Origin of the sequence: Pseudoalteromonas sp. S4741 (assembly GCF_005886135.1) — a bacterium.
Lineage (GTDB): Bacteria > Pseudomonadota > Gammaproteobacteria > Enterobacterales > Alteromonadaceae > Pseudoalteromonas > Pseudoalteromonas tetraodonis.
Map to the genome: position 1 here is coordinate 1 of NZ_PNCN01000113.1, position 24,790 is coordinate 24,790.

The 24,790-nt window shown below is 40.8% G+C and carries 19 protein-coding genes and 1 pseudogene; 8 read left to right on the forward strand and 12 right to left on the reverse strand.

Annotation, left to right across the window (positions count from 1 at the left end; genetic code table 11):
• Window positions 1-129 precede the first annotated feature (129 nt).
• Window positions 130-1,434 carry an NAD(P)/FAD-dependent oxidoreductase gene (locus CWC30_RS14685; RefSeq protein WP_138627464.1) on the reverse strand — a complete coding sequence of 435 codons (1,305 nt, stop codon included), beginning with the start codon at window positions 1,432-1,434 and terminating at the stop codon, window positions 130-132.
• A gap of 234 nt (window positions 1,435-1,668) precedes the next feature.
• On the opposite strand from CWC30_RS14685, the gene CWC30_RS14690 reads away from it, so the two are divergent.
• Together CWC30_RS14690 and CWC30_RS14695 are read left to right on the forward strand one after the other, a co-directional pair.
• Window positions 1,669-3,600 (forward strand): RecQ family ATP-dependent DNA helicase, encoded by a 1,932-nt coding sequence (locus CWC30_RS14690; protein ID WP_138627465.1) that lies wholly within the window; start codon window positions 1,669-1,671, stop codon window positions 3,598-3,600.
• A 46-nt stretch (window positions 3,601-3,646) separates the two neighbouring features.
• A complete protein-coding gene (locus CWC30_RS14695) occupies window positions 3,647-3,955 on the forward strand; it encodes a YkgJ family cysteine cluster protein (protein ID WP_069439088.1) in 309 nt (102 codons plus the stop codon).
• 234 nt (window positions 3,956-4,189) lie between these two features.
• Here CWC30_RS14695 and CWC30_RS14705 read toward each other — a convergent pair whose 3' ends face one another.
• The 3 genes and pseudogenes from CWC30_RS14705 to CWC30_RS14715 all read right to left on the reverse strand — a co-directional run bounded on the left by CWC30_RS14705 (window position 4,190) and on the right by CWC30_RS14715 (window position 6,542).
• Window positions 4,190-4,807, reverse strand: coding sequence for a glutathione S-transferase family protein (locus CWC30_RS14705; RefSeq protein ID WP_016899137.1), 618 nt, complete (start codon window positions 4,805-4,807; stop codon window positions 4,190-4,192).
• A gap of 48 nt (window positions 4,808-4,855) precedes the next feature.
• The gene (curA, locus tag CWC30_RS14710) at window positions 4,856-5,884 is read right to left on the reverse strand and encodes an NADPH-dependent curcumin/dihydrocurcumin reductase (RefSeq protein WP_138627466.1); all 1,029 of its coding nucleotides are present in this window, start codon (window positions 5,882-5,884) and stop codon (window positions 4,856-4,858) included.
• Window positions 5,885-6,056: 172 nt separating this feature from the next.
• Window positions 6,057-6,542: pseudogene (locus CWC30_RS14715) on the reverse strand (GNAT family N-acetyltransferase).
• 153 nt (window positions 6,543-6,695) lie between these two features.
• On the opposite strand from CWC30_RS14715, the gene CWC30_RS14720 reads away from it, so the two are divergent.
• Window positions 6,696-7,901, forward strand: coding sequence for an anhydro-N-acetylmuramic acid kinase (locus CWC30_RS14720; RefSeq protein ID WP_138627467.1), 1,206 nt, complete (start codon window positions 6,696-6,698; stop codon window positions 7,899-7,901).
• Between the two features lie 34 nt (window positions 7,902-7,935).
• Here CWC30_RS14720 and CWC30_RS14725 read toward each other — a convergent pair whose 3' ends face one another.
• Window positions 7,936-8,421: a hypothetical protein gene (locus tag CWC30_RS14725; RefSeq protein ID WP_138627468.1), complete on the reverse strand. Its 486-nt coding sequence runs from the start codon at window positions 8,419-8,421 to the stop codon at window positions 7,936-7,938.
• A gap of 508 nt (window positions 8,422-8,929) precedes the next feature.
• Between CWC30_RS14725 and CWC30_RS14730 the strand changes: the two genes are divergently transcribed.
• Window positions 8,930-11,107 (forward strand): bifunctional diguanylate cyclase/phosphodiesterase, encoded by a 2,178-nt coding sequence (locus CWC30_RS14730; RefSeq protein WP_249929887.1) that lies wholly within the window; start codon window positions 8,930-8,932, stop codon window positions 11,105-11,107.
• Between the two features lie 52 nt (window positions 11,108-11,159).
• Here CWC30_RS14730 and CWC30_RS14735 read toward each other — a convergent pair whose 3' ends face one another.
• From CWC30_RS14735 to CWC30_RS14750, 4 genes are read right to left on the reverse strand one after another with little or no spacing between them, the layout of a single operon-like run.
• The gene (locus tag CWC30_RS14735) at window positions 11,160-11,507 is read right to left on the reverse strand and encodes a Sua5 family C-terminal domain-containing protein (RefSeq protein WP_249929888.1); all 348 of its coding nucleotides are present in this window, start codon (window positions 11,505-11,507) and stop codon (window positions 11,160-11,162) included.
• Entirely contained in the window at window positions 11,461-11,880 is a 420-nt protein-coding gene (locus CWC30_RS14740; protein WP_248473546.1) for a hypothetical protein, read from the reverse strand. The genes CWC30_RS14735 and CWC30_RS14740 overlap by 47 nt, the downstream gene beginning before the upstream one ends.
• A gap of 3 nt (window positions 11,881-11,883) precedes the next feature.
• Complete coding sequence (locus tag CWC30_RS14745) at window positions 11,884-14,310, reverse strand: DUF2309 domain-containing protein (RefSeq protein WP_138627469.1); 2,427 nt, start codon at window positions 14,308-14,310, stop codon at window positions 11,884-11,886.
• Window positions 14,307-15,875, reverse strand: a complete 1,569-nt coding sequence (locus tag CWC30_RS14750) for an NADH-quinone oxidoreductase subunit L (protein ID WP_138627470.1) — start codon at window positions 15,873-15,875, stop codon at window positions 14,307-14,309. The genes CWC30_RS14745 and CWC30_RS14750 overlap by 4 nt, the downstream gene beginning before the upstream one ends.
• Window positions 15,876-15,971: 96 nt before the next feature.
• Between CWC30_RS14750 and CWC30_RS14755 the strand changes: the two genes are divergently transcribed.
• From CWC30_RS14755 to CWC30_RS14765, 3 genes are all read left to right on the forward strand, one after another.
• Window positions 15,972-16,850 (forward strand): LysR family transcriptional regulator, encoded by an 879-nt coding sequence (locus CWC30_RS14755; protein WP_138627471.1) that lies wholly within the window; start codon window positions 15,972-15,974, stop codon window positions 16,848-16,850.
• A 119-nt stretch (window positions 16,851-16,969) separates the two neighbouring features.
• On the forward strand, window positions 16,970-18,925 hold the full coding sequence (locus CWC30_RS14760; protein WP_138627472.1) for a hypothetical protein: 1,956 nt from the start codon (window positions 16,970-16,972) through the stop codon (window positions 18,923-18,925).
• 60 nt (window positions 18,926-18,985) lie between these two features.
• On the forward strand, window positions 18,986-19,411 hold the full coding sequence (locus CWC30_RS14765) for a thioredoxin family protein (RefSeq protein WP_138627473.1): 426 nt from the start codon (window positions 18,986-18,988) through the stop codon (window positions 19,409-19,411).
• 36 nt (window positions 19,412-19,447) lie between these two features.
• Here CWC30_RS14765 and CWC30_RS14770 read toward each other — a convergent pair whose 3' ends face one another.
• Window positions 19,448-20,662 (reverse strand): RNA-guided endonuclease InsQ/TnpB family protein, encoded by a 1,215-nt coding sequence (locus CWC30_RS14770; protein WP_024605726.1) that lies wholly within the window; start codon window positions 20,660-20,662, stop codon window positions 19,448-19,450.
• A 24-nt stretch (window positions 20,663-20,686) separates the two neighbouring features.
• On the opposite strand from CWC30_RS14770, the gene tnpA reads away from it, so the two are divergent.
• Window positions 20,687-21,100, forward strand: coding sequence for an IS200/IS605 family transposase (gene tnpA / locus CWC30_RS14775; RefSeq protein ID WP_138627474.1), 414 nt, complete (start codon window positions 20,687-20,689; stop codon window positions 21,098-21,100).
• A 183-nt stretch (window positions 21,101-21,283) separates the two neighbouring features.
• On the opposite strand, the gene CWC30_RS14785 is transcribed toward tnpA, so the two are convergent.
• The gene (locus CWC30_RS14785) at window positions 21,284-22,594 is read right to left on the reverse strand and encodes a DASH family cryptochrome (RefSeq protein WP_064663350.1); all 1,311 of its coding nucleotides are present in this window, start codon (window positions 22,592-22,594) and stop codon (window positions 21,284-21,286) included.
• Between the two features lie 131 nt (window positions 22,595-22,725).
• The gene (locus tag CWC30_RS14790; RefSeq protein WP_138627475.1) at window positions 22,726-24,453 is read right to left on the reverse strand and encodes a DUF885 domain-containing protein; all 1,728 of its coding nucleotides are present in this window, start codon (window positions 24,451-24,453) and stop codon (window positions 22,726-22,728) included.
• Window positions 24,454-24,790 lie beyond the last annotated feature (337 nt).

Genomic DNA, 24,790 nt, shown 5'->3' on the forward strand with positions numbered 1-24,790 from the left:
CCATCTAAATTATCAATAAGCGTTTTCTCCGACATCGGCTGTTTCCTTAAAATTTTTGTGTACTTTATATAGCTAATATTAAAAATTAAAGACAGTGGTAATTTAAATTACCACTGTCTTTAATTTTGGCTAGTGCAGCTTCATTTTAGGACGCACAACACGCAGCACTTTTTCGCTGAGCCACAAAGCAAAGGTTTTGGCACTGCCATGAATAGCGCGCTGATGCATTCTATATAATGAAATATACATAAAGCGGGCAATTTTACCTTCAATAAAAAAGCTATTACTGGTTAGGTTACCCATTAAGCTGCCTACTGTGCTGTAGCGCGATAAATTAACCAGTGAGCCATGGTCGTTATACTCGAATTTTTTAAGGGGCTGCTCACGTAATGTGGCGATTAAGTTTTTTTCAACGCATTGTGCCATTTGATGTGCCGATTGTGCGCGTGGCGGCACTTGCGTACCATCATCTTGCGTAAACGCGCAGCAATCACCGAGCACATATATTTGTGGGTCAAGGTTGCTTTGTAAGTACTCGTTTACTTTTATTTGGTTATTACGAGTCAGCTCAAAAATACCCAGCTCTTTAATAAAGTCAGGTGCTTTTACGCCCGCCGCCCACACCATAATATCCGCATTTATTTGCTCATCATCATTGGTGATAAAGCCATGTTCGGTTGCCTGTTTAACTTGGGTGTTTTCTCGTACGGTGACGCCTAATCTTAATAACTCACGCTTGGCCGAACTGGCAATTCGCTCAGACAGCGCCGGGAGAATCCTGGGACCCGCTTCAATCAGATGAATATGTAAACGCTTAGCCGACATATTGGTTAAACCGTATATTTTTAGTAAATCAGAAACATGATACAGCTCAGCCGAGAGCTCAACCCCAGTTGCTCCACCGCCAACAATGGCGATATTTAATGAGTGTAATGGGTCATCGTCTTGATGAAGACGAGTAAAGTTATCCAGCAGCGCGTGTTGGAAGCGCTCTGCTTGTTGATTTGAATCTAGGTAAAAACAATGCTCTTTAATGCCTGGCGTATTAAAGTCGTTACTCACACTGCCAATAGCAATAACTAAATGATCATAGTGAACAGTGCGCTTAGGTAAAATTTGATGCCCTAACTCGTCATATAGAGGGCTTAAGGTGATGGTTTTATTGTTGTTATCGAGGTTGCAAAAGGTACCAAGTTGAAAGTTATAGTGATGTTTGGCAGCATGCGCGGAGTAAACAACCCCATCTAAATCGGCATCAATAGAGCCAGTTGCAACCTCGTGCAATAACGGTTTCCATATATGAGTGCGATTTTTATCGATGAGTAATATATTTGCGTGTTGCTTCTTTCCTAATTTGTGCCCTAATTGAGTTGCTAGCTCCAGCCCACCAGCGCCACCGCCGATGATGACGATTTTTGGTATGGTTATATCCATGACAATGCCCTTAAAAATAATATACCGAAGCAATTTCTGTACGTTGATTTTTAAAATGACTTGGGTATCAAAAAATTATTTTGGCAAAGCACGTTTTTATGGGGCTATAGTGTGCGCCTAATTAAAGGATATGTCAGCAATAAATCACGTCATTTGATGTATACTGATATGCAAATATTTCATCTACTGCGCATTTACAGCATTTATGGGCACCGACATAAAAAGGACGCTTTTATGAGTACCTCGCTAGTTCAGTCTCTTGAGCAACATTTTGGTTTTAATCAGTTTAGAGCAGGGCAACAACAAACCATAGAGCAGCTGCTAAATGGCCAATCATCACTGGCAATATTTCCTACAGGTTCGGGTAAGTCGTTGTGCTATCAACTCACCGCGTTACATTTACCGCATTTAACGCTGGTGGTATCGCCGTTATTGGCCTTGATGAAAGATCAAATTAGCTTTTTAAATAGCAAAGGCATCTATGCCGCCAGCCTCGACTCAAGCCAAGACCAAATGCAAAGTAGCACTGTAATGAACGACGTACGAAGTGGTAAAGTTAAAGTGTTAATGGTGTCGGTTGAGCGCTTTAAAAACGAACGCTTTAGGGAGTTTATAAGCCAAGTGGCGCTTTCTATGTTGGTTGTTGACGAAGCGCATTGTATATCTGAATGGGGGCATAACTTTAGACCCGATTACTTAAAACTACCTCGTTACCGTGAAGAGCTAAATATTCCGTTAGTGCTACTATTAACCGCTACCGCCACTAAAAAAGTAAAACGCGATATGGCCGAGCGCTTTGCTATTGAGCCACAATGTATTGTGCAAACGGGGTTTTATCGCGCTAATTTAGATTTAAATGTGCTGAGTGTTAAAACGGCGGATAAAAACAATGAGCTTACTAAAATTGTCCGTGCGCAAACCGGCCCCGGTATTGTGTATGTCACGCTGCAGCAAAGTGCTGAGCAAGTGGCCAATATGTTAAGCGCGCAGGGCCTGCAAGCAGTGGCGTATCATGCAGGGCTTGAAGATACCCTACGCGGGCAAATTCAAGACGATTTTATGGCAGGCAAAATAAATGTAGTGGTTGCTACCATTGCCTTTGGTATGGGGGTTGATAAATCAGACATACGCTTTGTAATTCACTACGATTTACCTAAATCAATAGAAAACTACAGCCAAGAAATTGGCCGCGCAGGGCGTGACGGCAACCCATCAAATTGTTATACCCTGGCTAATTTAGATGGCTTAAATACAGTAGAAAACTTTATTTACGGCGATACTCCAGAGCTCAGCGGTATTGAATATGTTATTAACGATATTCGCCAAGCTCAACAGCAATGGGAAATGCAAGAATATAGCCTTTCAAGCGAGAGTAATATTCGCCAGCTTGCCCTTAAAACCTTGCTGGTACAGCTGGAAATGCAAGGCGCAATAACGCCGCAGTATGCCTATTATGCCGATTTTAAGTATAAATTTTTGGTTGATAAAAATGAGTTACTTAATCAGTTTGATCAGCAGCGCCAAGCTTTTTTAACACAAATATTTAGTCATACCGACTTTAAAAAAATATGGGGTACACTTAATTTTGACTCCCTAACGCAAGCCGCGCAGGTTGACCGTAAACGTGTGGTAGCCGCGCTTGATTATTTAGCTGAAAAAAACCTTATCACCCTTGAAACCAAACGTATTACTCACGTGTACAAAGTGCATAGCGAGGTGATTAATAATCCTGCACTTGCCCAGCAGTTACACGATTATTTTACCGATAAAGAGCAAGCGGAAATAAAACGGATTGCTGCTTTGGTGCGCTTTTTTGAGCTGCAATCTTGCTTAAGCTATAACTTAGCCCGTTATTTTGATGATGCGAATGCGCCACAGCAGTGTGGACATTGCTCGGTGTGTCGTGGGGATTCAGTTAAGCTTGAATATTCAATCCCCCCTGCAACGGTTGATACAGCGCTTATATGCCAAAAGGTCGATGAGTTTTTAGCCCACATGGCAACTAAAGGCGTGCACGATGTGGGCATTGAAACCCAATGCCGGTTTTTAGCGGGAATGAGCGTGCCACTGTTTGCGCGTAATAAAGTACGTCAACTAAGTGGTTTTGCACTGTGCGAGCAGCAGCGCTACAGCGAAATAAAAGCGACATTACTGCAGTGCAATTGATCGTAGTTCCTGTATCCTAGTGGCTTATCCTAAAAAGTAAGCCACTATGCCGCACACCGTTATTCCCGTTAAAAATATAAACTCAGCGCCAGAGCCCGTAACCTGCGCTAATTGCCAAGCTTGTTGCTGCCAATTAGAAGTACGCATAGTGACCGACACTGGAGTGCCATTTAATTTTATTGCCTATGATAAATGGGGCAGTGAAGTAATGAAACGCGCTGATGATGGCTGGTGCGAAGCACTCGATCGTAACACGCTAATGTGCTCTATTTACGAAAACCGCCCATTAGTGTGTCGCGAGTTTGAAATGGCATCGGGTGAGTGTATTACTGAGCGAGAGTTAGCGGGTATTTAATACCAATCCGTAATAATACTTAATCGTTTTCAGGGGTTAAACGTGCCACTATTTGCGTTAAAAAATTCTCATTTAGAACAACTAAATAGCGAATTTTTTGCCTTGCTATTAACACGTTTATCCATCCTCAAAATAGATCACTTAATTATGCGGATTGGCATAATAAAAACATACGTACAAAAAAAGAGGCTTAAAAAGCTCCTTTGGTTTATCTGTGTTTTGTACTTAAGCTAATTAATCATATTTAGCTTCTAACTCGTTAGCGGTGTGAAATTTTTCATGAGATTGTAATTGCTCATCGTATTTAACCAGATTTTTAAAGTGCTCTAATTGGCCTGCATTTTTAACGATTTCAACAATAAACGACATCATAAAATCGGCACCGGTTAGGGTTTCGCCCACTAAATAACGTTTGCCTTCAAGACGGCTGTTAAAGTAGCTAATCACTTTAGCGGTTTCAGCATCAGCATAGCCTTCTAAAAACTGGGTTTTAGCGCCATCTTTTTGCACAAACATTTTAAGTAAAAGCGGTAAAATTGCTGAGCTTTCTGCAAAGTGTAACCATTGCTGGTAGTCAACGTAATCAGGGGTGCCTGCTTTTGGGGCAAATTTACCTTTGCCATATTTAGTGATCAGGTAATCTGTGATAGCGCCAGACTCGGCAATCACTAAGCCGTCGTCTTCTATAACTGGCGATTTACCCAGCGGATGCACATTTTTAAGCTCATCAGGGGCTAAAAAAGTCTCAGTGTTACGTTGGTAAGCAACAATTTCGTAATCGACCTCAAGCTCTTCTAAAAGCCAAATAATACGTTTAGAGCGAGATTTATTTAAATGGTGTAGTTTAATCATTTTCTTCCTTATTGTGCTGCGTTGAATTACAACACAGCCTGAATGTTATTATAGTGGGCTGTTAATCTTTACTACGGTTTTACCAAAGTTCTTCCCACTAAGCATGTCGTTAAATGCGCTTATGGTGTTTTCTATACCTTCTACCATGTGCTCGCGGTATTGTACTTTGCCATCGCGTAGCCATTTTTGCATGTCTTGTGCAAATTCGTCGTAGCGGTGGCCGTAATCGTCAAAAATTATAAAGCCTTGCATTTTGATACGTTTAGTAAGCAACTGCCCCATTAGCATACCCATACGGTCAGGCCCCTCTGGTAAGCTTGTTGCGTTATACTGCGATACTAAACCACACAGCGGTACACGTGCTGCGGTATTAAGTAAGGGTAATACGGCGTCAAACACTTTTCCGCCCACATTTTCATAATAAACATCAATGCCTTGGTCACATGCTTTTTCTAATTGCTCGGCAAAGTCATCGGCTTTGTGATCAATACAGGCATCAAAGCCTAGCTTTTCAACGGCATGAGCACATTTTTCGCTGCCACCGGCAACCCCTACGACTTTACAGCCTTTAATTTTAGCAATTTGGCCAACCGTTGCACCGACAGGCCCTGTTGCAGCAGCAACGACCACGGTTTCTCCTGCTTTAGGGGCGCCAATATCGAGTAAACCCATGTAGGCGGTAAAGCCAGGCATACCCATAATTCCCAATGCGTATGAAGGGTTTGTTGGCTCTTTACCTAATGACATTAAGCCCTCGCCATTTGAGATGGCGTAAGTTTGCCAACCTGTGTACGCTAATACCCATTCGCCTTCGCTAAATTTATTGTTTTTAGATGTTTCTACTTGGCACACCGTTGCACCAACCATTACATCACCAATTTCGACGGGGTCGGCATACGATTTAGCATCGCTCATACGGCCACGCATGTAGGGGTCTAGTGATAAGTAAATTGTACGCAGCAGCACCTCGCCATCTTTAAGCGCTGGTAACTCTTTGCTTTTAAATTCAAAGTTGTCATTGGTAGGGGCGCCATGTGGGCGTGAGGCTAAAGTAAGTTGACGGCTAGTTGTAGACATAAAAATCTCCAAAATAAACTGAAAAAACCACCTATTACCGAATGTTTAAGCTTTAAAACAATACACGGCTCAACAATAATGCGCGGATAGGCAGATAAAATTTGTACCTTGATACACGAGCTTTGGGCGAGAGGGGATTAATTCAACCTTTGCCAACATTTAATTAGAATAATTACTCTGTTTTTAGCATGCTAAATATATAGCTATCAAAATAGTGACCATTTTTATAAATTGCTTGTTTTAAAATAGCCTCGGTATTAAAGCCACTTTTAAGCAACGCCTTCATTGAGCCAGCATTACCAGCAAATACAGCCGCATAAATACGGTTTAAATTAGTACTTTTAAACACTTCTTTAGAATGGCTTGGGTGATAATACCTTGCCCCCAATATTGCTAACTAAGCCAATAGCCTATTTTCGCCACTGCGGCTATACTCAAATTCACCAAGGGTAATACCAATACACCCAACGCACAGACCGTCAACTTCGATGGCTTTAATGATGCCACATTTTGCTCCCTGGTTTACCCACCAATTCGCATCTGCCTGCGTATACGGAAATGGAATTTTAGAGGATAAATAGCGTGCTACTTGCTGAACGTTCAAAATGGTTACTATTTGAAAGGTATCGTGTTGCTTGAACTCACGTAAAATCATCATATGGTAAATAAGTTTATTATTATCAACCAATAACCTAGCAAGCTTTAGGCGTTTAAACAATGAACCTATCTTTTTAAAATTAAAGTGTATACAGCTATAACTTTGCTTTAAACTCTTTTAAAATATAATAAAAAGTACCTACACAGAGTCACTATGCATCCTCATATCGCCGCCCTTTATAACAGCGCTCAAAAGTCCAGTCGATTAATTATTGGCCTAATGAGTGGTACCTCTTTAGATGGTTTAGATGTGGCGCTATGTAAAATAACCGGAGCGGGTTTGCATACCCAAATAGAGGTATTAAAATTCACCACGGTTGAGTACAACGACGAGTATAAAACTAAAATAAAACAGGTGTTTGCTAAGCGCGAATGCGATTTAGAAGTGCTGACTTTGTTACATCCGTGGGTAGGTAAACTCCATGGTGCTATGGTTAATCAGTGTTTAGCACTGTGGCAAGTAAATCCAGCCGACATTGATGTAATAGCCAGTCACGGGCAAACTATTTATCACTGCCCGCAATCCCAACATAACCACCACGATTTTAAAAATGGCACGCTACAAATTGGTGACAGTGATCAAATAGCGGTTACTACAGGCATTACCACGGTAGGTGACTTTAGGCAAAAGCATATTGCTGCTGGTGGTGAAGGCGCACCATTAGCTGTGTATGGAGATTATTTGTTTTTTGCCAGCCCAAATGAAAATCGTATTTTACTCAACATGGGGGGCATTGCTAATTTAACATTTTTACCTAAAAACGGCGATACTGGAGCGGTCTTTAGCTCTGACATTGGCCCTGGCAATACTATTATGGATGCTTATGTACAGCATTATTTTAAAGGGCTGCATTATGATGAGGGAGCTAAACTTGCCAAAGCTGGTAAAGTGAATACAAAGCTTCTTGCTGCGCTTACAGATAACGCGTTTTTTAAATTACCACTGCCTAAAACAACCGGACCTGAGGTGTTTAATTTAGCTTATTTACGGGCGGCACAAATGCATTCAACGACACAAAGACTAAATCACGAAGATGTTTTAGCGACTTTAAATGCCCTTTCTGCCACTACGATTGCTAAGGCTTTAAATGGCTGTGCTCAACATACTCAAGACTGTGTAGTGTATGCCAGTGGTGGAGGTATTCATAATCCGTTATTAATGGAGCAATTACTAATACATTGCCCAAACATTAAGGCGTTCAAAAACACCGAGAGTTTAGGCGTAAATCCTGATGCCAAAGAGGCCGTGCTGTTTGCTATTTTGGCAAATGAATGTTTGGCAGGGCAACGTCAAAGCTTAAATAATAACAACCAAGGTATTTTAGATATCACTATGGGTAAAGTGAGCTTTGCTGATTGAGTAATAAAATCAATAGAAAATTGTGCGCCAATAACTAAAAAAACGAAAGTAAAGCTGTTCCCATATTAGCGAAATACTGACGTACCCGATGCGGCTTAGGCGGCGCTATATAAGTTGCAGGTGCAGTATAACCACTACCAAATTGGTTAATATGCATATCAAACTGCAAACTATTTTTTAACGTGCCGTGTTTACCATGCAAAATCATTTGCATCACAAAATCATGACTATGTGCTATTTGACTCAAAGTCAGGTTGACTCGCCTTTGTTCTAAATCAGATAAATTGAGTGTTTTTTCTGTGTAGTATTGAGCCGCTCGTGCATTTGGTAAAGTTGCGCTTAGTGAAATAATATCACTTTCATGGGCCGCTTCAGGTAAAACGCATTGCAGTGTGATTTGATGCTGACTGTTAGCATCCTGCGATAGTGTTTCAAATTCCATGCTGTGGCTCATTGCCGCAGACATAGGATCTTCAAATGACGGTAGTGCAAAGGTTAATTGCACCATAGATTCGCTCATGAGGGTCTTATAAAGCTTTGTTGACTAATAATGCAGCTATTATCACTGATGATTATTGCAAAATTGTGACTAAACTAAAGCGCTTGATGCAAGGGTTAATTTGGCTTGCAGTTTATAACTAAAGCTATTGTTTTAAATCAATATTATATTTAATAACTAAACTATAATAGTTGCTCAATAATCTCTGCGATAAACGTAAATACAGTTTACGGGGTTCAAACGTATACGAGCCTTGTCTTAACAATAAAATAAAACACTTATCAATTTTATTGTTAATTTATTTTATTTTTAATGTTAAATAGTGGTCATTTATTTATGTGTTTTTGTCAACTTTGCAATAAAATAGCTTGAAAATAAACCAAGCTAGCCATAAAGTGCATTTAAGGGCCCGAATACATAACACACTACCAAACGGGTTGTGAGAAATTAGATGGCACTAATATAAAATAATTTATGGAAACTCTTTTGTTTTTTGCTATTGGGCGGTCTAGTCCTATTAAGCGTTTTGTTGGCTTATGAATGGCGAAATATCGAAAAAGAATACCGCACAAGCTCCCAAAACCGTGTCGAGTTTTCTGCGCAAGCACTTAAAAGTACCCTTAGAAATAAAGAGCTTATGCTGGATCTAATTGGCAGAGACATCCTTTCAAACAATAACTTAACTGAAAAAACATCAACAATTAAACTTCTCGACAATATTTTACTAGAAAACCCCGTGTTATTAGGCTTTGGACTGTTTAATCCCCAAGGGGAAATTATTTACTACAGCTCAAATTTAAATGCCTCAGCAATGATTAATCTGAAAGAAAATGAAAAAACCCGCCAAAGTTTTTCACAAACCCTTAGCTCAGACAAGATGGTGTTAGGGCAAACTTATTTTAATCAATCGTTACAAGAATGGGTTATTCCAATAAGGAAGTCATTACGAGACAAAAGTGGCACTGTAATTGCTGTAATGACTGCAGGGATGGCGGTATCAAGAGGCGCTAAATACCTCAATATTTTGCAAAGTAATAGTGACGATTACATAATGCTAGCAAGAGAAATCGATGGTTTTATTCAATACAGTTCCGTAAAAGATGCAGATATAGCTAGCTATACAAAAACCAAAATTAAGCAGGCATTAGGGTTATCTGATAATGCTTTGATAAAGCAAACGGGCAAGGATAAAGAAATATTTAAATCCTCAGAAGAGGTGTTTACTATTGATACACATGTAGGTGGTAAGCCTTATTTAACATCTGCAAAATTTGATAATCGCTATCAATTATGGACACTCTCAAATCGGGCAATGCAGCCAATAAAAAGCGTCTTTTATTGGAAGGTATGCTGGTACTTTTTAATCTATTTACTGATTTGTACGCTCTTATATTTTGGTTTTAGGTTTATTGCTCGTGCTGAGCAAAAACGAGTTGATGAACTGTTTTACCTTTCTCGGAACGACGATCTAACAAAGTTACCCAATCGAAAAGCACTGCGTGATAGCTTTGAAGAAAAAAAAGAGACATCTTTTAGTCTAGCAATCATAAACATTACCAATTTACGCTCAATGAATAATCGCTTTGGTATGGAGTATGGCGATAAGGCAATTAAAGCCTATGCCGCAATATTGCAAGCTACATTCGCAGCTCCATACCTAGTTTTTAGAAACAGTGGTAATGAGTTTTGCATTATTACACCGCATTTAGCGGATGAGCAAAATAGGCGCGCTTTTGAACAAATATTAGCATCTTCTATTGAACAATATGAAACCAAAAATACCGAACGTCCTTTAAATATGAGTGTTGGTGTGGCCAACTACCCAGAGCATGGTATAACCAAAAGTAAGCTGGTCCGCAGTGCGCATTTGGCTACTCAATGGGCAAAAGATACAGGGCAATGGCTGTGCCATTACCATGCAGATATTAAACAGGCTTATTTGCGCCGTTTAAAAGTAGAAGAGCGGCTTAATATGGCGTTAAACGAGCAGTCATTGTTTATGGTGCATCAGTGCCAAGTAAATGAGCAGGGTAAAATTCATGCTATTGAAGCACTTATTCGTTGGCAGGATGATGAGCTTGGTATGGTATCTCCCGCTGAGTTTATTGCTATTGCAGAACAAAGTGATTTAATTTTTAAAATTGGTGACTTTGTTTTAGCGCGATCTATTGGTGAGTTTGCAAAAATGCAGCAACACAGCGATACCCCTCTTGAATTGGCAATAAACATTTCAGTAATGCAATTTCAAAGTAGTGTATTTATTCCTACATTATTACACAGTTTAGAGACGCACAATGTAGCTCCACACAGTATCATTTTAGAAATAACAGAATCCCTCTTTATGGATAATCTTGAGCATGTGATTGATACGATAAATAGCTTAAAATCTAGAGGGATACGCTTCTCGATGGATGATTTTGGTACAGGTTATTCATCACTAAGTTTATTAAGGCGCTTACCTATAGATGAACTGAAAATAGATAAAAGCTTTGTAGATGATATTTTGGTGGACTCTAAATCAAATAGTATAGTGCAAAGTATTATTGCCATTGCCAACAGCCATAACTTAAGTGTTATAGCTGTTGGCGTGGAAGAACAGGCACAGTTTGATATGTTAGTGGATATTGGCTGTAAACGTTTTCAGGGGAATTACTTTTATAAACCAGTGGCAGCAGCCACTGTTATTGAATACCTAACGGTTAATTAACTTATCCTGCAAATACTGTGGTGGCACGGCTAAGGCGGTCATTCACAGCCCCTCACTTACTGCTTACTGGCGGCTTTTCGATATAAATATTCATCGGTGTTGTCTTATCGATATGATGCAGCGTTTTATACATGTTTTTAGCATACTCAACAGGGCAAGCACTGAGCTTAGTAATATGTTCGGATGGAATGTCGCTCGCTAATAATTGCTGTTGCACTTGAGTCGAATAGATTAAATAGTGACTTTTACCCTGAGAGTTTTCACTTAAAATTTTAGCGAAATCTTCAGTATTAGCCAACATGGCTGGTGCATGAGGCTGATAATGCGCTTTTACATTACCCGGCACCACTTCGTTATGTAAATGTGGCGTGCTGACATGCAGTAGCGATTGATTCAGCATTAGTTTCACTGTTAATAGTTAAGCTGCTCGGCGAAAATGGCCCGCCAGCATATCCATAAATAGCATTGTTATTGTGTTTATCATAAAAACAAATAACTTCTTCGTCCCAGTTCATTAAACCCGGATACGGCCCACCACCAAAACTGCCTTCACTGCCAAGCCCAAATTGCTCGCCTGTGAGTTCACATGCGCGCTGAGCTTTTGTCAGTGCCGCTGTGTTGGCACTGCCATGACGTTGTACTTCGTGACTAAACATCCCAAGTGTATCGGTATCAAATAAATCAGTAGTGAATACCTTAAAACCAAGTGGCTCTAGAGCAGGGGCCACTAAAGGTGCTTTTTTATGTTTCGTGGCAATGACTATCTTTGGCATAGCTTATATTTGTTCATTAGAGGCTGAAATAGTTGAGAAATATCCATTTTCGAACTGCTCGAGAGTATTATCATCGCCCCAGCGAATAAGAGTGAGCCAATGGTTATCAATCAGCTCCTTCACCATCGTATGCTTGTTATAAATTGCCGCGATTGCAGATTGCGGTGCAGCAATATATACATTAAGGCGAATCGGTTCGTGCATCCATTTATCCCCGTTGTGCAGTGATTGCATGGCTAAGCCAATACGAAGGTCACCGCCATTACCTTCAAATAATCCAATATTACCGCCAACTGCATTGTGGAGTATTTTATTACCACTGCCGTATTTATGGTTGTCGGTAACCGAGGCATTATATTGACTATTGATCCAATGGGTTACTATCATGGGGGCGGTCATGATCAGTTCTAATACCGCAAATTCGTTATCATTTTCCCATTCATAATCATGTAAAAAGCAGCGTCCTTGTAAGTTAACACTGCGAGTCCATGCTCGTGGTGCAATAATAAAGGCGGCGTTATTAGCAAGCCCCCATTCTGGGCGTACTTGCGACCAATCGCGGGCACGTTGATGATAAGCATGGTTAATTTCATCTGCGGTTTTATTAACTAACTGTGGGTCGATATTTATTAAACGTTCTTGCTGAGCGGTTTGCGTGGCAACGGTTAGCCATTTTTTTAGATTGTCATTAAGCTCGGTATCGTAAGCGGTGATGACATCCGTGGTTGTGTTATGAATAGCGGCAATAAATTGCGTGCTCTGTGCCAGTGTTAGCCCTCGCTCTTTAAGCGCTTGGCGCACTTGGGTATCGTTTAGTAAGTTTGCTAGCACGCGTACATTAACTTCGCCACTTTGCCCTCCACAGGCCCCACATTCTAGGCCAGCGCTGTGCAAGTTATTAGTTGTATGGCTGGCGTGGCCCACCAACATAACATGCGGCGCAAACTCTTTTATTCCTAAGGTGTTAAGCACTTTTTGAGCTAAGTCGGTTTTGTCTTTTAGAGTCAGTTGTTGCTGGTTTTGTGTTAATTGCCAGTTGGTGGTTGCGCACTTTTTAGCTTTACCTTTAGATAAAAAGGTATTTTTTATTAATTTAAATGCATACAGCCAGCCTGCTGATTCAACCATAGAAAACGATGAGGGGGCTGATTTTGACCAACTTTGCCATGTAGCACTATTTTGACGAGATGCTTCAAGCGCCGCGTCTTTGTGTGTTTGTGTGGCATGTATTGCTGGTTTGAGTAGCCCTGGTAGTTGAGGACGAGTAATTGCACTACCATTTTCTTGATATTCTAGTGGCAATCCAAAAAAACCGGCAAAGCCGAAGGTTTCTATATTTTTACTTTGCGATTCAAGCGCGCGGCGAATAACCTCTGAGCGAACATCAATACAAAACACCGCTTGTAATTGAGCGTTGTTCACTGGGGTTTTAGTGGCGCTTTGCAGTGCATGATTAAGCGGGTATTGATAGCTTAGCTCCAGTGCTTTTGCCCACACCCATAATGGCTTTTGTGCTAATTTGTGTGCATGCAGGCGCTCAACTACGAGTGACTTTTCTTGCTGCCACTGACTTTGTAGTTGTTTAAATGAAGCACTATCATGATCTGCCAGATACTGCCAAATAACCAAGTCCCATGCCATTCGCATGGCCAGTAGCTGTTTCATATCATCTTTGGGTTTAGCGTAAAGTTGGCCTTGGAATCGCAAATACGCCAACCACGATGCCCAACCGTTAATATCTAAGAGCAATGAGTGCGCGTATAACTCTAACGAGTCGTTATCTATGTTAAGCGTTGAGAGTGTTAGTGCAATCAGTTCATCAGCGCAAGTGGGCAGTTGTTTAAAGTAGCCATTTAAATGCTTTTCATCCATTACAATACTAATGCCTTTATCCGCTTGTATAACGGTTAACCAATGACGATATAAAGGTGATTGTGGTGATGTGTCATCACCATGAAGCATAGGGCCAAGCTGCTGATAATGCGCGGCACAAAACTGGCTCAATTGATGGGTAATTTCATCATGCCAAGCCATTTTATGTTTATTGCGCTGCTGGTCGAGTAAATCTGCAATGTTGTGCCAATCCACTAAAGGAACATCAATGTGAAGGGTTTGTATGAGTTGCTCATGCGTAAAGTCACTGTTAAGTAACTTGGCTGCATCGGCTAAGTGGTTATCAGTAATAATGCCGTTGTCGTACTTGTGCTGATAAAAGTCTTTAGGCATTAGCATATTGGCATTACATAAGGTATCAATGCGTGCGCTTACATCTTCAATAGGCAGGTGGCGCATTTCCCAAAATGGGTTAACGGCAATCATCTGATCTAAAGGCCAGTTTGGTGCTATGTAACCGCATACTTTGTTAAGTATGTTGTTTTCAGTGTCACTTAACGATAAAGCCGTGTGATTTGAATGCGTTTGATTGCTCATTTTGATTCCTCAACGGTGATTCCAGCTGCATGATTTTTTAAATCGGTGTGGCCATTATTAGGTAAATTTATCGGCCATATTTTTAGGGTTAACCGCGTAAACCACTCATCTAAATACAAACCTGCAAATAATAGGGTGGAAAGTGATTTAACCTGTGGTCGCCAAGACTGGTAGCGTAAAAAGTAGCTGGCAATCATTAACGTTAAAATAAGGGCTATTACCCAGCTATCGGCGAGGCTAAATGCAGCTTCGCGCCACTGCTCAAGCTCTAGTGCTAAAGAAAATATATTTTTAGCAACCACATAACTAATAACAACTAATAGTGCGACTAGCAGTTTTTTACTGTAAGTTTGCACGCTAGAAGCGCCATGTTGGTTGGCCAGTAAAATAGTTAAAGCCGATGCTAAAAGTAGCCACACACTGACCGCGCCTTGATAGCCGCTAATGAACCATGTAGCGCTAACTAGGGTAATCGACACCAATGCCCCCGTTAACCAAGCAAAGCACGTGGGTGATTGTTTTGGAATGTGGCGGCGAATCAGATCTTCGTTTACACCGTTGCCTGAGTTTAAAAATGCAAAGGCTTTATAGGTTGAATGAGTAACAAGGTGAAGCAGAGCCAGTTCAAATAATCCCAGCGCACATTCTATGAGCATTAATCCCATTTGCGCACTGGTAGACCAAGCAAGCCTTACTTTAACGCTTATTCGGGTAGTCATTATCAAAGCGCTGATCACCGTAGTTAAACCAGCAATAATTAAAATTAACCACTGTGCAGCCGCAGCTTGAATAAACAAAGGCGCAAATAAAATTAATAAAAAGCCACCTAAATTTATCACCCCAGCATGCAATAAGGCACTGACGGGTGTAGGCACCTCAACCACTTTGATTAGCCAGCCATGCATAGGCAACTGAGCACATTTGATTAAAGCTGCAAAAGCGATTAAAAAGGCCGCGAGTTGTTCAGCCAAAGATAGCGGTAGTGTGGTGGTGTGATAAAAAGTAGTGATATCGCTAATGTATAGGCTATTGTGAGTAACCGATAAAATAATAAATGCGACGAGTAATAAGGATTCGGCAACACGTGCCACAATAAACTTTTTATGAGCGGCGAGTACCGCACGAGGGCGCTCAGGATAAAACATTAATAGCTTGTGCAGTGCTAAACTTATCGCCACCCAACCTAGCCAAAATAGCGCTAAGTGGTTGCTCATAACCACAATTAATACGGCAGTGATGGTAAGTAGTAGCCATCGCCAAAAGTAGTTTACGCGTGGCTCACCTTGCATATAGTGCTTACAAAAGCGAATCAATATCAGCGTGATAAATAATATAAGCCCCAGCATAATAATTCGGGTCATGGTCAGCGATAAGAAACTGAGTAAATCAAAAGCATAAATTTGATGAAGCGTAATAGCTGTTATAAATGCAATGCTATTAAACACCATTACTTTAAACAGCACATGACCATTTGAAGCGCGCAATTGTTGGCCAATTAACCAGGCTGCTATAAATGTGCTCAAAGGCATTATTAGCAGTAACAACGAAATAATATACTCACTCATTCAGTGCTCCTTATTTAGTGAGCAAAGTATGGCAAACTAGATAACTAAATAAAAATAGATATAATGCATATAAACGTTCTATAAAAGAGAACAGTAATGAGCCGTTTAAATTATCATCACTTATATTATTTTTGGTCGGTTGCTCGTATTGGTAACTTAACCCAAGCCGCGAAAGAACTGCATTTGTCGCAGTCAGCGCTCTCTACGCAAATAAAACAATTAGAACACACCATTAATATTGAGTTATTTGAACGTAAAGGCCGCACACTCGCATTAACCGATATGGGAAAGCGGGTGCAAATGTACGCCAACGATATATTCACCAAAGGGGAAGAACTGTCTTCTTTTATTCACAAAGGGATGATTTCCCAAACTCAGCATTTATCAATCGGGGTGCTTAATACGCTCTCTCGTAACTTTATCGAGGAATTTATTAACCCTTTAATGAGTAACGACGAAGTACGCTTTTCGCTTACTGCAGGGCGTATGGATGGGCTGTTAAATGGTTTGGCAGAGCACGAACTGGATTTAGTTTTAACCAATAAACCCATCGGACTTGAGCACTACGATCAACTGTGGCAAAGCCAGTTGGTATCTCGTCAGCCATTAGCCATAGTGGGGCCAGCAGATAAAAAAACACGCGGCCAGTTTCCAGCAGGTTACACGGATGCACAGTGGGTGTTACCCGCTAAAACCTCAGCTATTAGAGATTCATTTAATGCTTTGTGTGCCCGCTGGCAATATCAGCCAAAAATAAAAGCAGAGGCTGATGATATGGCTATGCTGCGATTACTTGCTCGTGATAGTGGTGCACTATCGGTATTGCCATCAGTTGTAGTAAAGGATGAAATAGAACAAGGCCTATTAGTTGAATACCAACGTTTACCCGATGCTTTCGAACACTTCTATGCCATTACCGCGCAGCGAAAATTTGTACCAGACATATTAAAGTCGCTGCTTGCCAAAACCTGCTAATTACTTTTAAAGAATGTTTTTTGCGTAAATACTTTATTTTTAAATAATAAAAACGAATTAAAGCTTTTAATCCGTTGGCCGATACCGTATTTGTATTATACTGAAGATTAAGGATAATCATGGTTAATAAACTACAAGGCAATTATGCTAACCTAAATGCGTTGCTTGCCCAATCAGTCAATAGTTTAAACCACATCAATGTGTCTACAGGCTTACAATCGAGAGCTCACTTAGCGCCAAGCACGGCAACAATCACCGATGAAATGCTCAGTCAGTTTAGTGACCAACAAGTCGATGAAATACTTAATCAGCAATTATCCTCGTTACTCACTATTTCCAGCGCACCCAGTGGCTCAAATTATAAACTCTCCAGTGAAGAGGTTGCGCTGCGAACGGTTATCAGTTCTCAGCAAGAGGGCCTATTAAAAAATGAACGTAGTGATCAGTTAATTGAGCGTTTAAACAGCTCGGTAAAAAATATTCAGGGCGCTTATGCTAACACTAGCGATATTTTATCAAACTTGGGGCAGCTTGGGTTCAATCAAAAAACCTTTTTAGCGTCTAGTCAGCAGCGTGTTGAACGCTCGCTAGCCCCCTTTATGGAAAGTTTTAACCGCGAGCGATATGAGGATGATGATAACTATGGATTTGAGCTGTCGGTAAAAACCAAAGAAGGTGATGTTATTAAAATCACTTTTCATTCTGCGCAAGGTTACGATGAAGAAACCGGCGAAACCACCGACGAATTTAGTGTAAGTTATAAAGTAGATGGCGACCTATCAGAGGCTGAACATCAGGCATTAACGCAAGTATTTTCTGGTGTAGGCGAAATGGCAGATGAATTTTTTAAAGCTAAACAAAGCGCTTACAGTCGTTATGTACCCGCAAACCAAACTGATTTAGATTTAAGCTTTTTAAGCAATTTTGATAATAAACAGCTTTCGGGTTTTGATTTGTATTTTTCAACGTCAGAGGGAAATACTGCCGATGCTGATGGAGCGCTCCTTGGAATAGATAATGAGCTTAATTTAAGTTATACCCTTGATGAGGATTCTGAGCAGCAACTACTCGAGTTTGAATCGGTAAACGGACAAAACAATATTGATTTTTCGCTTGATATGTCAACCATTGGCGCGCAAGACAAAAGCCAAATGCAACAATACATAAAAGCGCTCGATAAAAGCTTAGAAGATAGCCAGCTCAATAGCTCTGAGAAAAGTACACGTTCGGCGTTTGGTCACAAAAGTGATGAAGTGATGAAACAAGGGCTCGCTGTTTTTAAAAGTGCGTTTAGCAGTATGTCATCAGCTGCTGAGCGCTATAGTCAAATAGAGTCGGTTGCTACACAGCAGTTTACTAACGGACGCGAGCTAGTAGCTGATTTAGTGGACAACATGATCACCCGTGATCCACGTTATCAAGGACTAGGGAGTAGTGATAAAAACTCCCTAGGCGACGGGATTTCTAAGTTAGCTGATTTTGATGCAAAATTCTCTTTTGCAATGGATCAAGGTGATTACATAGCAACAAGCACCACAAAGCTGAGTCAAAATACAGAATACCAAAAGTCAGCAGAATTAACTGGGGTTACTCAAGATAAAGCGGCGAGCACACGTTTTAATTATGAAGCAGGCAAGCGCTCTGACATCCCACCTGATTATTATGATAAACAAGAAAATTACACTATTGGTACCGCTGTAAAAAATAACGAATTGGTTGCCCTTGATCAGGCTCATGAGGTGAATGTAGATAAAAAAGTGTATCAGTTTAATCCCGAAATATCTCAATACGAACTAAAAAAGGAATTGAAAGCAACAACCACCAGTGAGAGCAATATTCGTCTTATTAACGATATTTGGCTCGAGAAAAATGAAGATCGTTATCGTATGGATGAAAGAAAACGACTCAGTGGTGTGGGGGCGACAAACGAGTTTAGAACAACATCGAGTTATTCACATACGCAATTAGTGACGTTAATCGGTGATTTAGATAAATTAGAACAAAACAAAGAGGCCAAACGTGAGTACTTAGCTGTTTTATCTCAAGTGAATAATTTTATGGATAAAAGTAAGTAAATGTATTCACTTAAGCTCGATTATGGGTATAGTAGCTAAAAGCTAGTTAGGTATAGGTTTATGTTAAAACAATTAATTTTACTCTTTATTTTGACCCTACCACTGGCAGTGAATGCAACGCTCAAGCTACACTCAGACGCTGTTACTGCTGAGCGTTTATTAAGCGATCACGATAAATTTGCCAAGCAATACCAAGCATTTTCGCCTACACCGCAAGACGTTGCATTGATGCAAAAATTAGCAGGTAAAGAGGTGTTAGTGCTTTTAGGTACCTGGTGTCATGACAGTGCTCGCGAAGTATCTCGATTAATAAAGTTACTCGATGAGTCTCAGGTTGAACTTTCGAAAATAACCTTTGTTACAGTAGATTATGACAAGCGGGATGAGGCAGGTATTGCCCTAGCGCATGACTTACAATATACCCCCACTTTTATTGTGAAGCATAATGGGGTTGAAATTAACCGCGTAATGAACAACTCCCACTAAACGCTGCGCGTTTTGAAGGAGTTTCAAAAAGAAAGCCTAAGCTACCTTTTTAGGCTGGTTCCCAGCCTGAATACCTAATGCCCAGTTTAAGTTAACTTGCGCACTGGCTACATCGCGGGGCTTCTCACAACCACATTCGCATGAGTGCCAGCGGTCTGCTAAGGATTTCTTCTTCTTAGCTCCGCAGTCTGGGCAGGTTTGACTTGGCTTAACTTGCTTTGTTGGTACTTCAACAAATTCGCTACTAGCTTCTTCCGCTTTGTATCGCAGCAAATTAAGAGTCATGGCTGGCGCGGTGTTCAGAATTTCCCGATTCAGACCAGCCTTTTGTTTCACCATTTTTCCGTTTTTCTCGACAGTACCTTTGGCACTGCGAGTCATGTTCTTAACGGTGAGTTTTTCGGTGGCGATCAATGCCGCCACTTCAACTAATTTTGCAGTTTCTTTATGAGTAAAATCGAGTCTTTGACGGGCGATTTTCTGGTGGAGTTTGGCAATTTGATGCTTTAATTTTCGCTGGGTGCGAGTGCCTTTTTTCGCTAACGCGAGGTCACGTTGTAAAGAGGTTAATCGCTCTTTGCTGTTTCTGAGGTAACGGGGGTTTTCGACTTGCTCAAAATTACCATCCTGATCGATAGTCGAAAAGTAATGAGAAACACCCCAATCCAAGCCAACAGCTTTAGTGCCACAGTTTCTCTCAATGGTGTCATACTCCATTGAAACTGAAATGAACCACTCACCATTCTTTCGGATGATTTCAGCAGTTTTCGGCTTGCCTCCTGTGTTTCTAGCTTTACCTCGGATCTTAACGATACCAACATCAGCCAAATAAACAGCACCATGTTTTTTTTCTTTCAGGTTGAGCTTCCAACCATCACCATGAGCCTTGTAGCCCCAACCTTTAAAGCGTTGAAATGGTTTAAAACGTGGGAATCCAGCTTTCTTATCACCTTTTTTGAGCCGTCTAAAAAAACCGTCAAAAGCCAGTGCAACACGTTTTAATGTGACTTGCTCACTCTGAGCATTAGCATTGAAAATGCCATGCGCTTTACGATTATTACGCCACAGAGTGTTGATTTTGCACTGTTCGTGAAAGTTAAGACTGTAATTAGAATCACGATATGTTTCGATGCGATCACGTAAAGCCCAGTTGTACAACTGGTGATGGTGGACAAACAAATCCATCAGCGATTCTTCTTGAGAAACTGATGATTTCATTTTATATGTAACTTTACGGATTGCTTTTTTCATAACAACTAATTATATTTAGTTGTTATGAAAAAACAAGCCCTAAATACGCTGTATCACAGCGTTTATAATATTCACTACCACTTAGTTCTTGTAACTAAATATCGTCGTCGCTGTATCACGCCAGAGGTTGCCGCGTACTTAGAATCTCAGTACAAAAGGTTGTTAAAATCTTGGGATTGTGAGCTTTTGGAGTGCAATGGTGAGTCAGATCACCTTCACCTTTTAATTTCTGCTAATCCCAAGATGCAACCAAGTAAAATGGTGAACAGTTTAAAAACTGCTACATCAAGACTTGTGCGAAAGGAGTTTTCCGAACACTTGGGTGAGTTTTACTGGAAGCCAGTTTTTTACAGCAGAAGTTATTGTCTGGTTAGTTGCGGAGGTGCGCCACTTGAAATCGTGAAGCAATATTTAGCTCAGCAGGAAGGATTTGATTAAAGCCACCACTTCGTGGTGGTGCGCCTTTCACCACCACCTAAATTAACTCGCTTTGGCTCATTAGATTTAGATGGAGCACTTGGCGCTATTGGGTAGAAAAGCCCAGCGGCACACTTGCCCAAGACTTAACCTTGGGCTTGTAACGAGAGTCAGCTAGCCAGTATTATGTTCGAGGTTTTCTTATTACACAGGCCAGTCGGCGGCGTCTAAGTCATCTAACTGTGCATCACAGTGCTCATTCCCTTGCCATTTGGCAATATATTCACCGTGTGGGTCGTATTGCTGGGTTTGTTTTGCCAAATTAAAGTGTCGCCCACCGCGCGGATCGACCCCAACCCCAGCAATATATTGCCAGTTGCCCCAATTAGCGGCTACATCGTAATCAATAAGTTGTTGTTCAAAGTAAGCAGCGCCATAGCGCCAGTCTAGTTGTAGTTCGTTGACCAAACAGCTGGCTGCAATTTGTCGTGAACGGTTAGTGATAAAGCCCGTTGCGTTAAGCTCTTTCATAATAGCGTTAACTAGCGGAAATGGGGTACTGCCTTGGCACCATTTTGCAAAACGGTTCGGGCTAAAAGTGGTAAGTGGCGAGCTTTGTTTTTTACCTTTAAAAGTAAATAACTGATGCTTCACATTAATTGCATGCCACTTAAAATACTCACGCCAGAGCAATTCAAACTTGATCCAGTATGTTGATTCATTTTCCCCATGCTGCGCTTCATAGGCATCTACTGCACAAAAAATTTGCTTGGCACTAATACAACCAAAAGCCAGCCAGCTACTAAATTTAGTCGAGTTATCAAAGCCATCCAGCTCATTACGGGTGATTTTATAGCTGCTTGGTAAAGCTGATGAAAAGTACTGTAGACAATGCGCAAGGCCGGCTTTGTGTCCACCTTGGAGTAAAGGGTTTCCTGTTGGCGGCTCTGATATAGGCTGTTTAGCACATAAAATAATAGGCGGTGGAAGTCTTTTTGCTGAGAACGGCACTGCGGATAAACTGATACCAGTGGCTTCGATTTTTTTTCTAAAAGGGGTAAAGCCGGTTGGTAAATCAGCAAGTTCAAAGGGCAGTTGTTGCTGTTGATATAAGGTATCTTGCATCACAGATTTAAATACCACAGTAGCGCATTTCGATTTAAGCGCGGTAATTTGGCGTTGCTCATAAACGCCTATTTGCTCGCTATAAACTACTTCATCAATGCCAAGCTCATTAATACGCTGTGTTAATACCCTTACCGGATCGCCTTCTAAAATATGCAAGGTTTGGCCAAGCCCTAAAACAGACTCCTGTAGCTCGTATAGGCTTTGCATTAGAAAGCGTTGTTTATGTACACCATAGGGTTTTTGTTGATAGTTATTGCTTTTAAACCAAGCAGGATTGATCACAAATACGATATCAAGTTCACATTGTTGTTGTGATAAATCATTGAGTATGGGGTTGTCGTCAATGCGCAAATCATTTTGCAGCCAATACAGAATACGTTTTTTCATACTTATGCTCTGGTTTTTAAAATCATTTATTTTACGAAGCAAAAGCGAGCAGAGATTAGTTTTAAGGTGTTTAATAGGGCTTTAAAAAAAGGCGGTAACAATACCGCCTCTCAATTTGTTTGCGTTGTATCTTAGATAGCTAATTTCTGCTGTGCTATCCAGTCGTTAATTACATCTTCAAGTACCGCCATAGGAAGTGAACCTTGACCAATAATGGTATCGTGAAAGCTGCGTATATCAAATTGTGCGCCTAGTTCTTTTTCAGCTTTTGCACGCAGTTCGCGTATTTTAATTTCGCCCATTTTGTATGAAAGCGCTTGGCCTGGCCATGAAATATAACGGTCTATTTGATCTTCCACAGCGCTTTGTGGCAAGGCGGTATGATCAGCCAAATAATCAATCGCCTTTTGGCGGCTCCAGCCAAAGGCATGAATGCCGGTATCAACCACTAAGCGCACAGCACGCCACATTTCGTAGCCTAAACGACCAAAGTCACTGTATGGGCTTTGGTAAAAGCCTGCTTCTTTGCCTAAACGCTCTGTATACAGTGCCCAGCCTTCGCCAAAAGCCGAGTGGCTAAGAGTGCGTCTAAACTCAGGAACGTCTAACTCCATTGCAATGGCGTTTTGTAAATGATGCCCAGGTATGGCTTCGTGCAGGCTAAGTGCTTCTAAATTATATAAAGGTTGCAGTTTTGGGGTTGAGGCTAAAAAGTAAGTACCGGGCGAGCGGTTATCAGCAGGTGGCATATAAAACGCACCGCGACTCGCTGAGCCTTTTATAGTAAAGGTGTTACGCGGTAAATGGCCAAAGTAAGTGGGGAGTTTGCCATACATTTTTTGGGTTATAAAAGCGGTCTTTTCTAGCAAGTCTTGGGGATCGGTTGCGTAAAATTGTTCATCGGTTGCTAAAAATTCTAAAAAGTCACTGTAGCTGCCATCAAAACCAACGCTATCAATAATGACTTGCATTTGTGCTTTAATGCGCGCCACTTCTTTTAGACCAAGTTCATGAATTTGTTTAGGAGTAGCATTAGTGGTGGTGTAGTAATTAACCGTGTACTTGTAATAATCAAGGCCACCTTTGATGCTTGCAATACCCGGCTGCGATCTACAGTGCGGCATGTATTCGTTTTCAAAAAAGTCGTAAAAGTGCTGATAAGCAGGCACGACTTTTGAGGCAATTAACGCTTTAGCTTTATTTTGGTAAGTTTCTTTTTGCGCTGCGCTAAATGTATTAGGGATACGGGTAAATGGCTCATATAAGGCGCTATTCTCAGGTTGTTTAACTATATGGGCGCTAATACTTTGGCCATAATTTTTAAACGTTTCGCAGTAGTGGGTAAAACCAGTTTGAATGCCTTGCTTCATTAAATTAATGTTTTGCTGATTAAAATGCGGGTAATCACCAAGGCTAACTAAAAATGCATCGTAATCCTCAGCAGTTAAAAAGGCCATGTTAGCCGGTGCTTCTGCAAAGTAAGTATGCCAGCCACTTAAAAAATTAACCGGAAAGTATTTATCTTGGTAAAGGTAGCTTTGCTGCTCGGTTTCTCGCTCATATTTAAATAAGCGGTAGTTCATTAGCTGCTCGCTATTGAGTGTTTTAGGATCAATGCTGGCTAAGCTTTTTAGTACGCTGTTGTTATAAGCTTGGCGCTTAGCAATGGCTTGCTCGCTCCAATCGGGTAGGGTACCGTTGGGCTTCCAACCATCAGGATCGGTTCTAAAAAATATTTTTTCAGCTTTGGCGTTTTGCCAGTGGTTATCAATAATGGTTTTTAAATCGCTGTTACTGTCGGCTAAGCTTGGCAGCGAGGTGGCTGCTAAGGCAATAGCTAAGATTGTTTTTTTAAACATGTTGAATTTCACTTTTTAGAGTTTTAATTGTCATATGCGTGCCTATTTTACGATAATAACAAGTTCACTCAATTAATGCGTTGGTTTTATAACATTAAGGCGTGTGTTTAATTGCTCTCCTTACTTATTTTATTTATATAAAAATGGAGAAATAATTTTTTAAGAATAATGATTTAAACAGCACATAAAAGCTTACCAAGGGTATGTGGGGCAACCATACGCTTTGCACTTTGATGTCAAATAACCCTTTTACGAGTACTGTTACTTTATTTTAGATAAAAAAATAGCGTACTTTTATTGTACGCTATTTAATTTTGACCTAGCACCTAGCACCTAG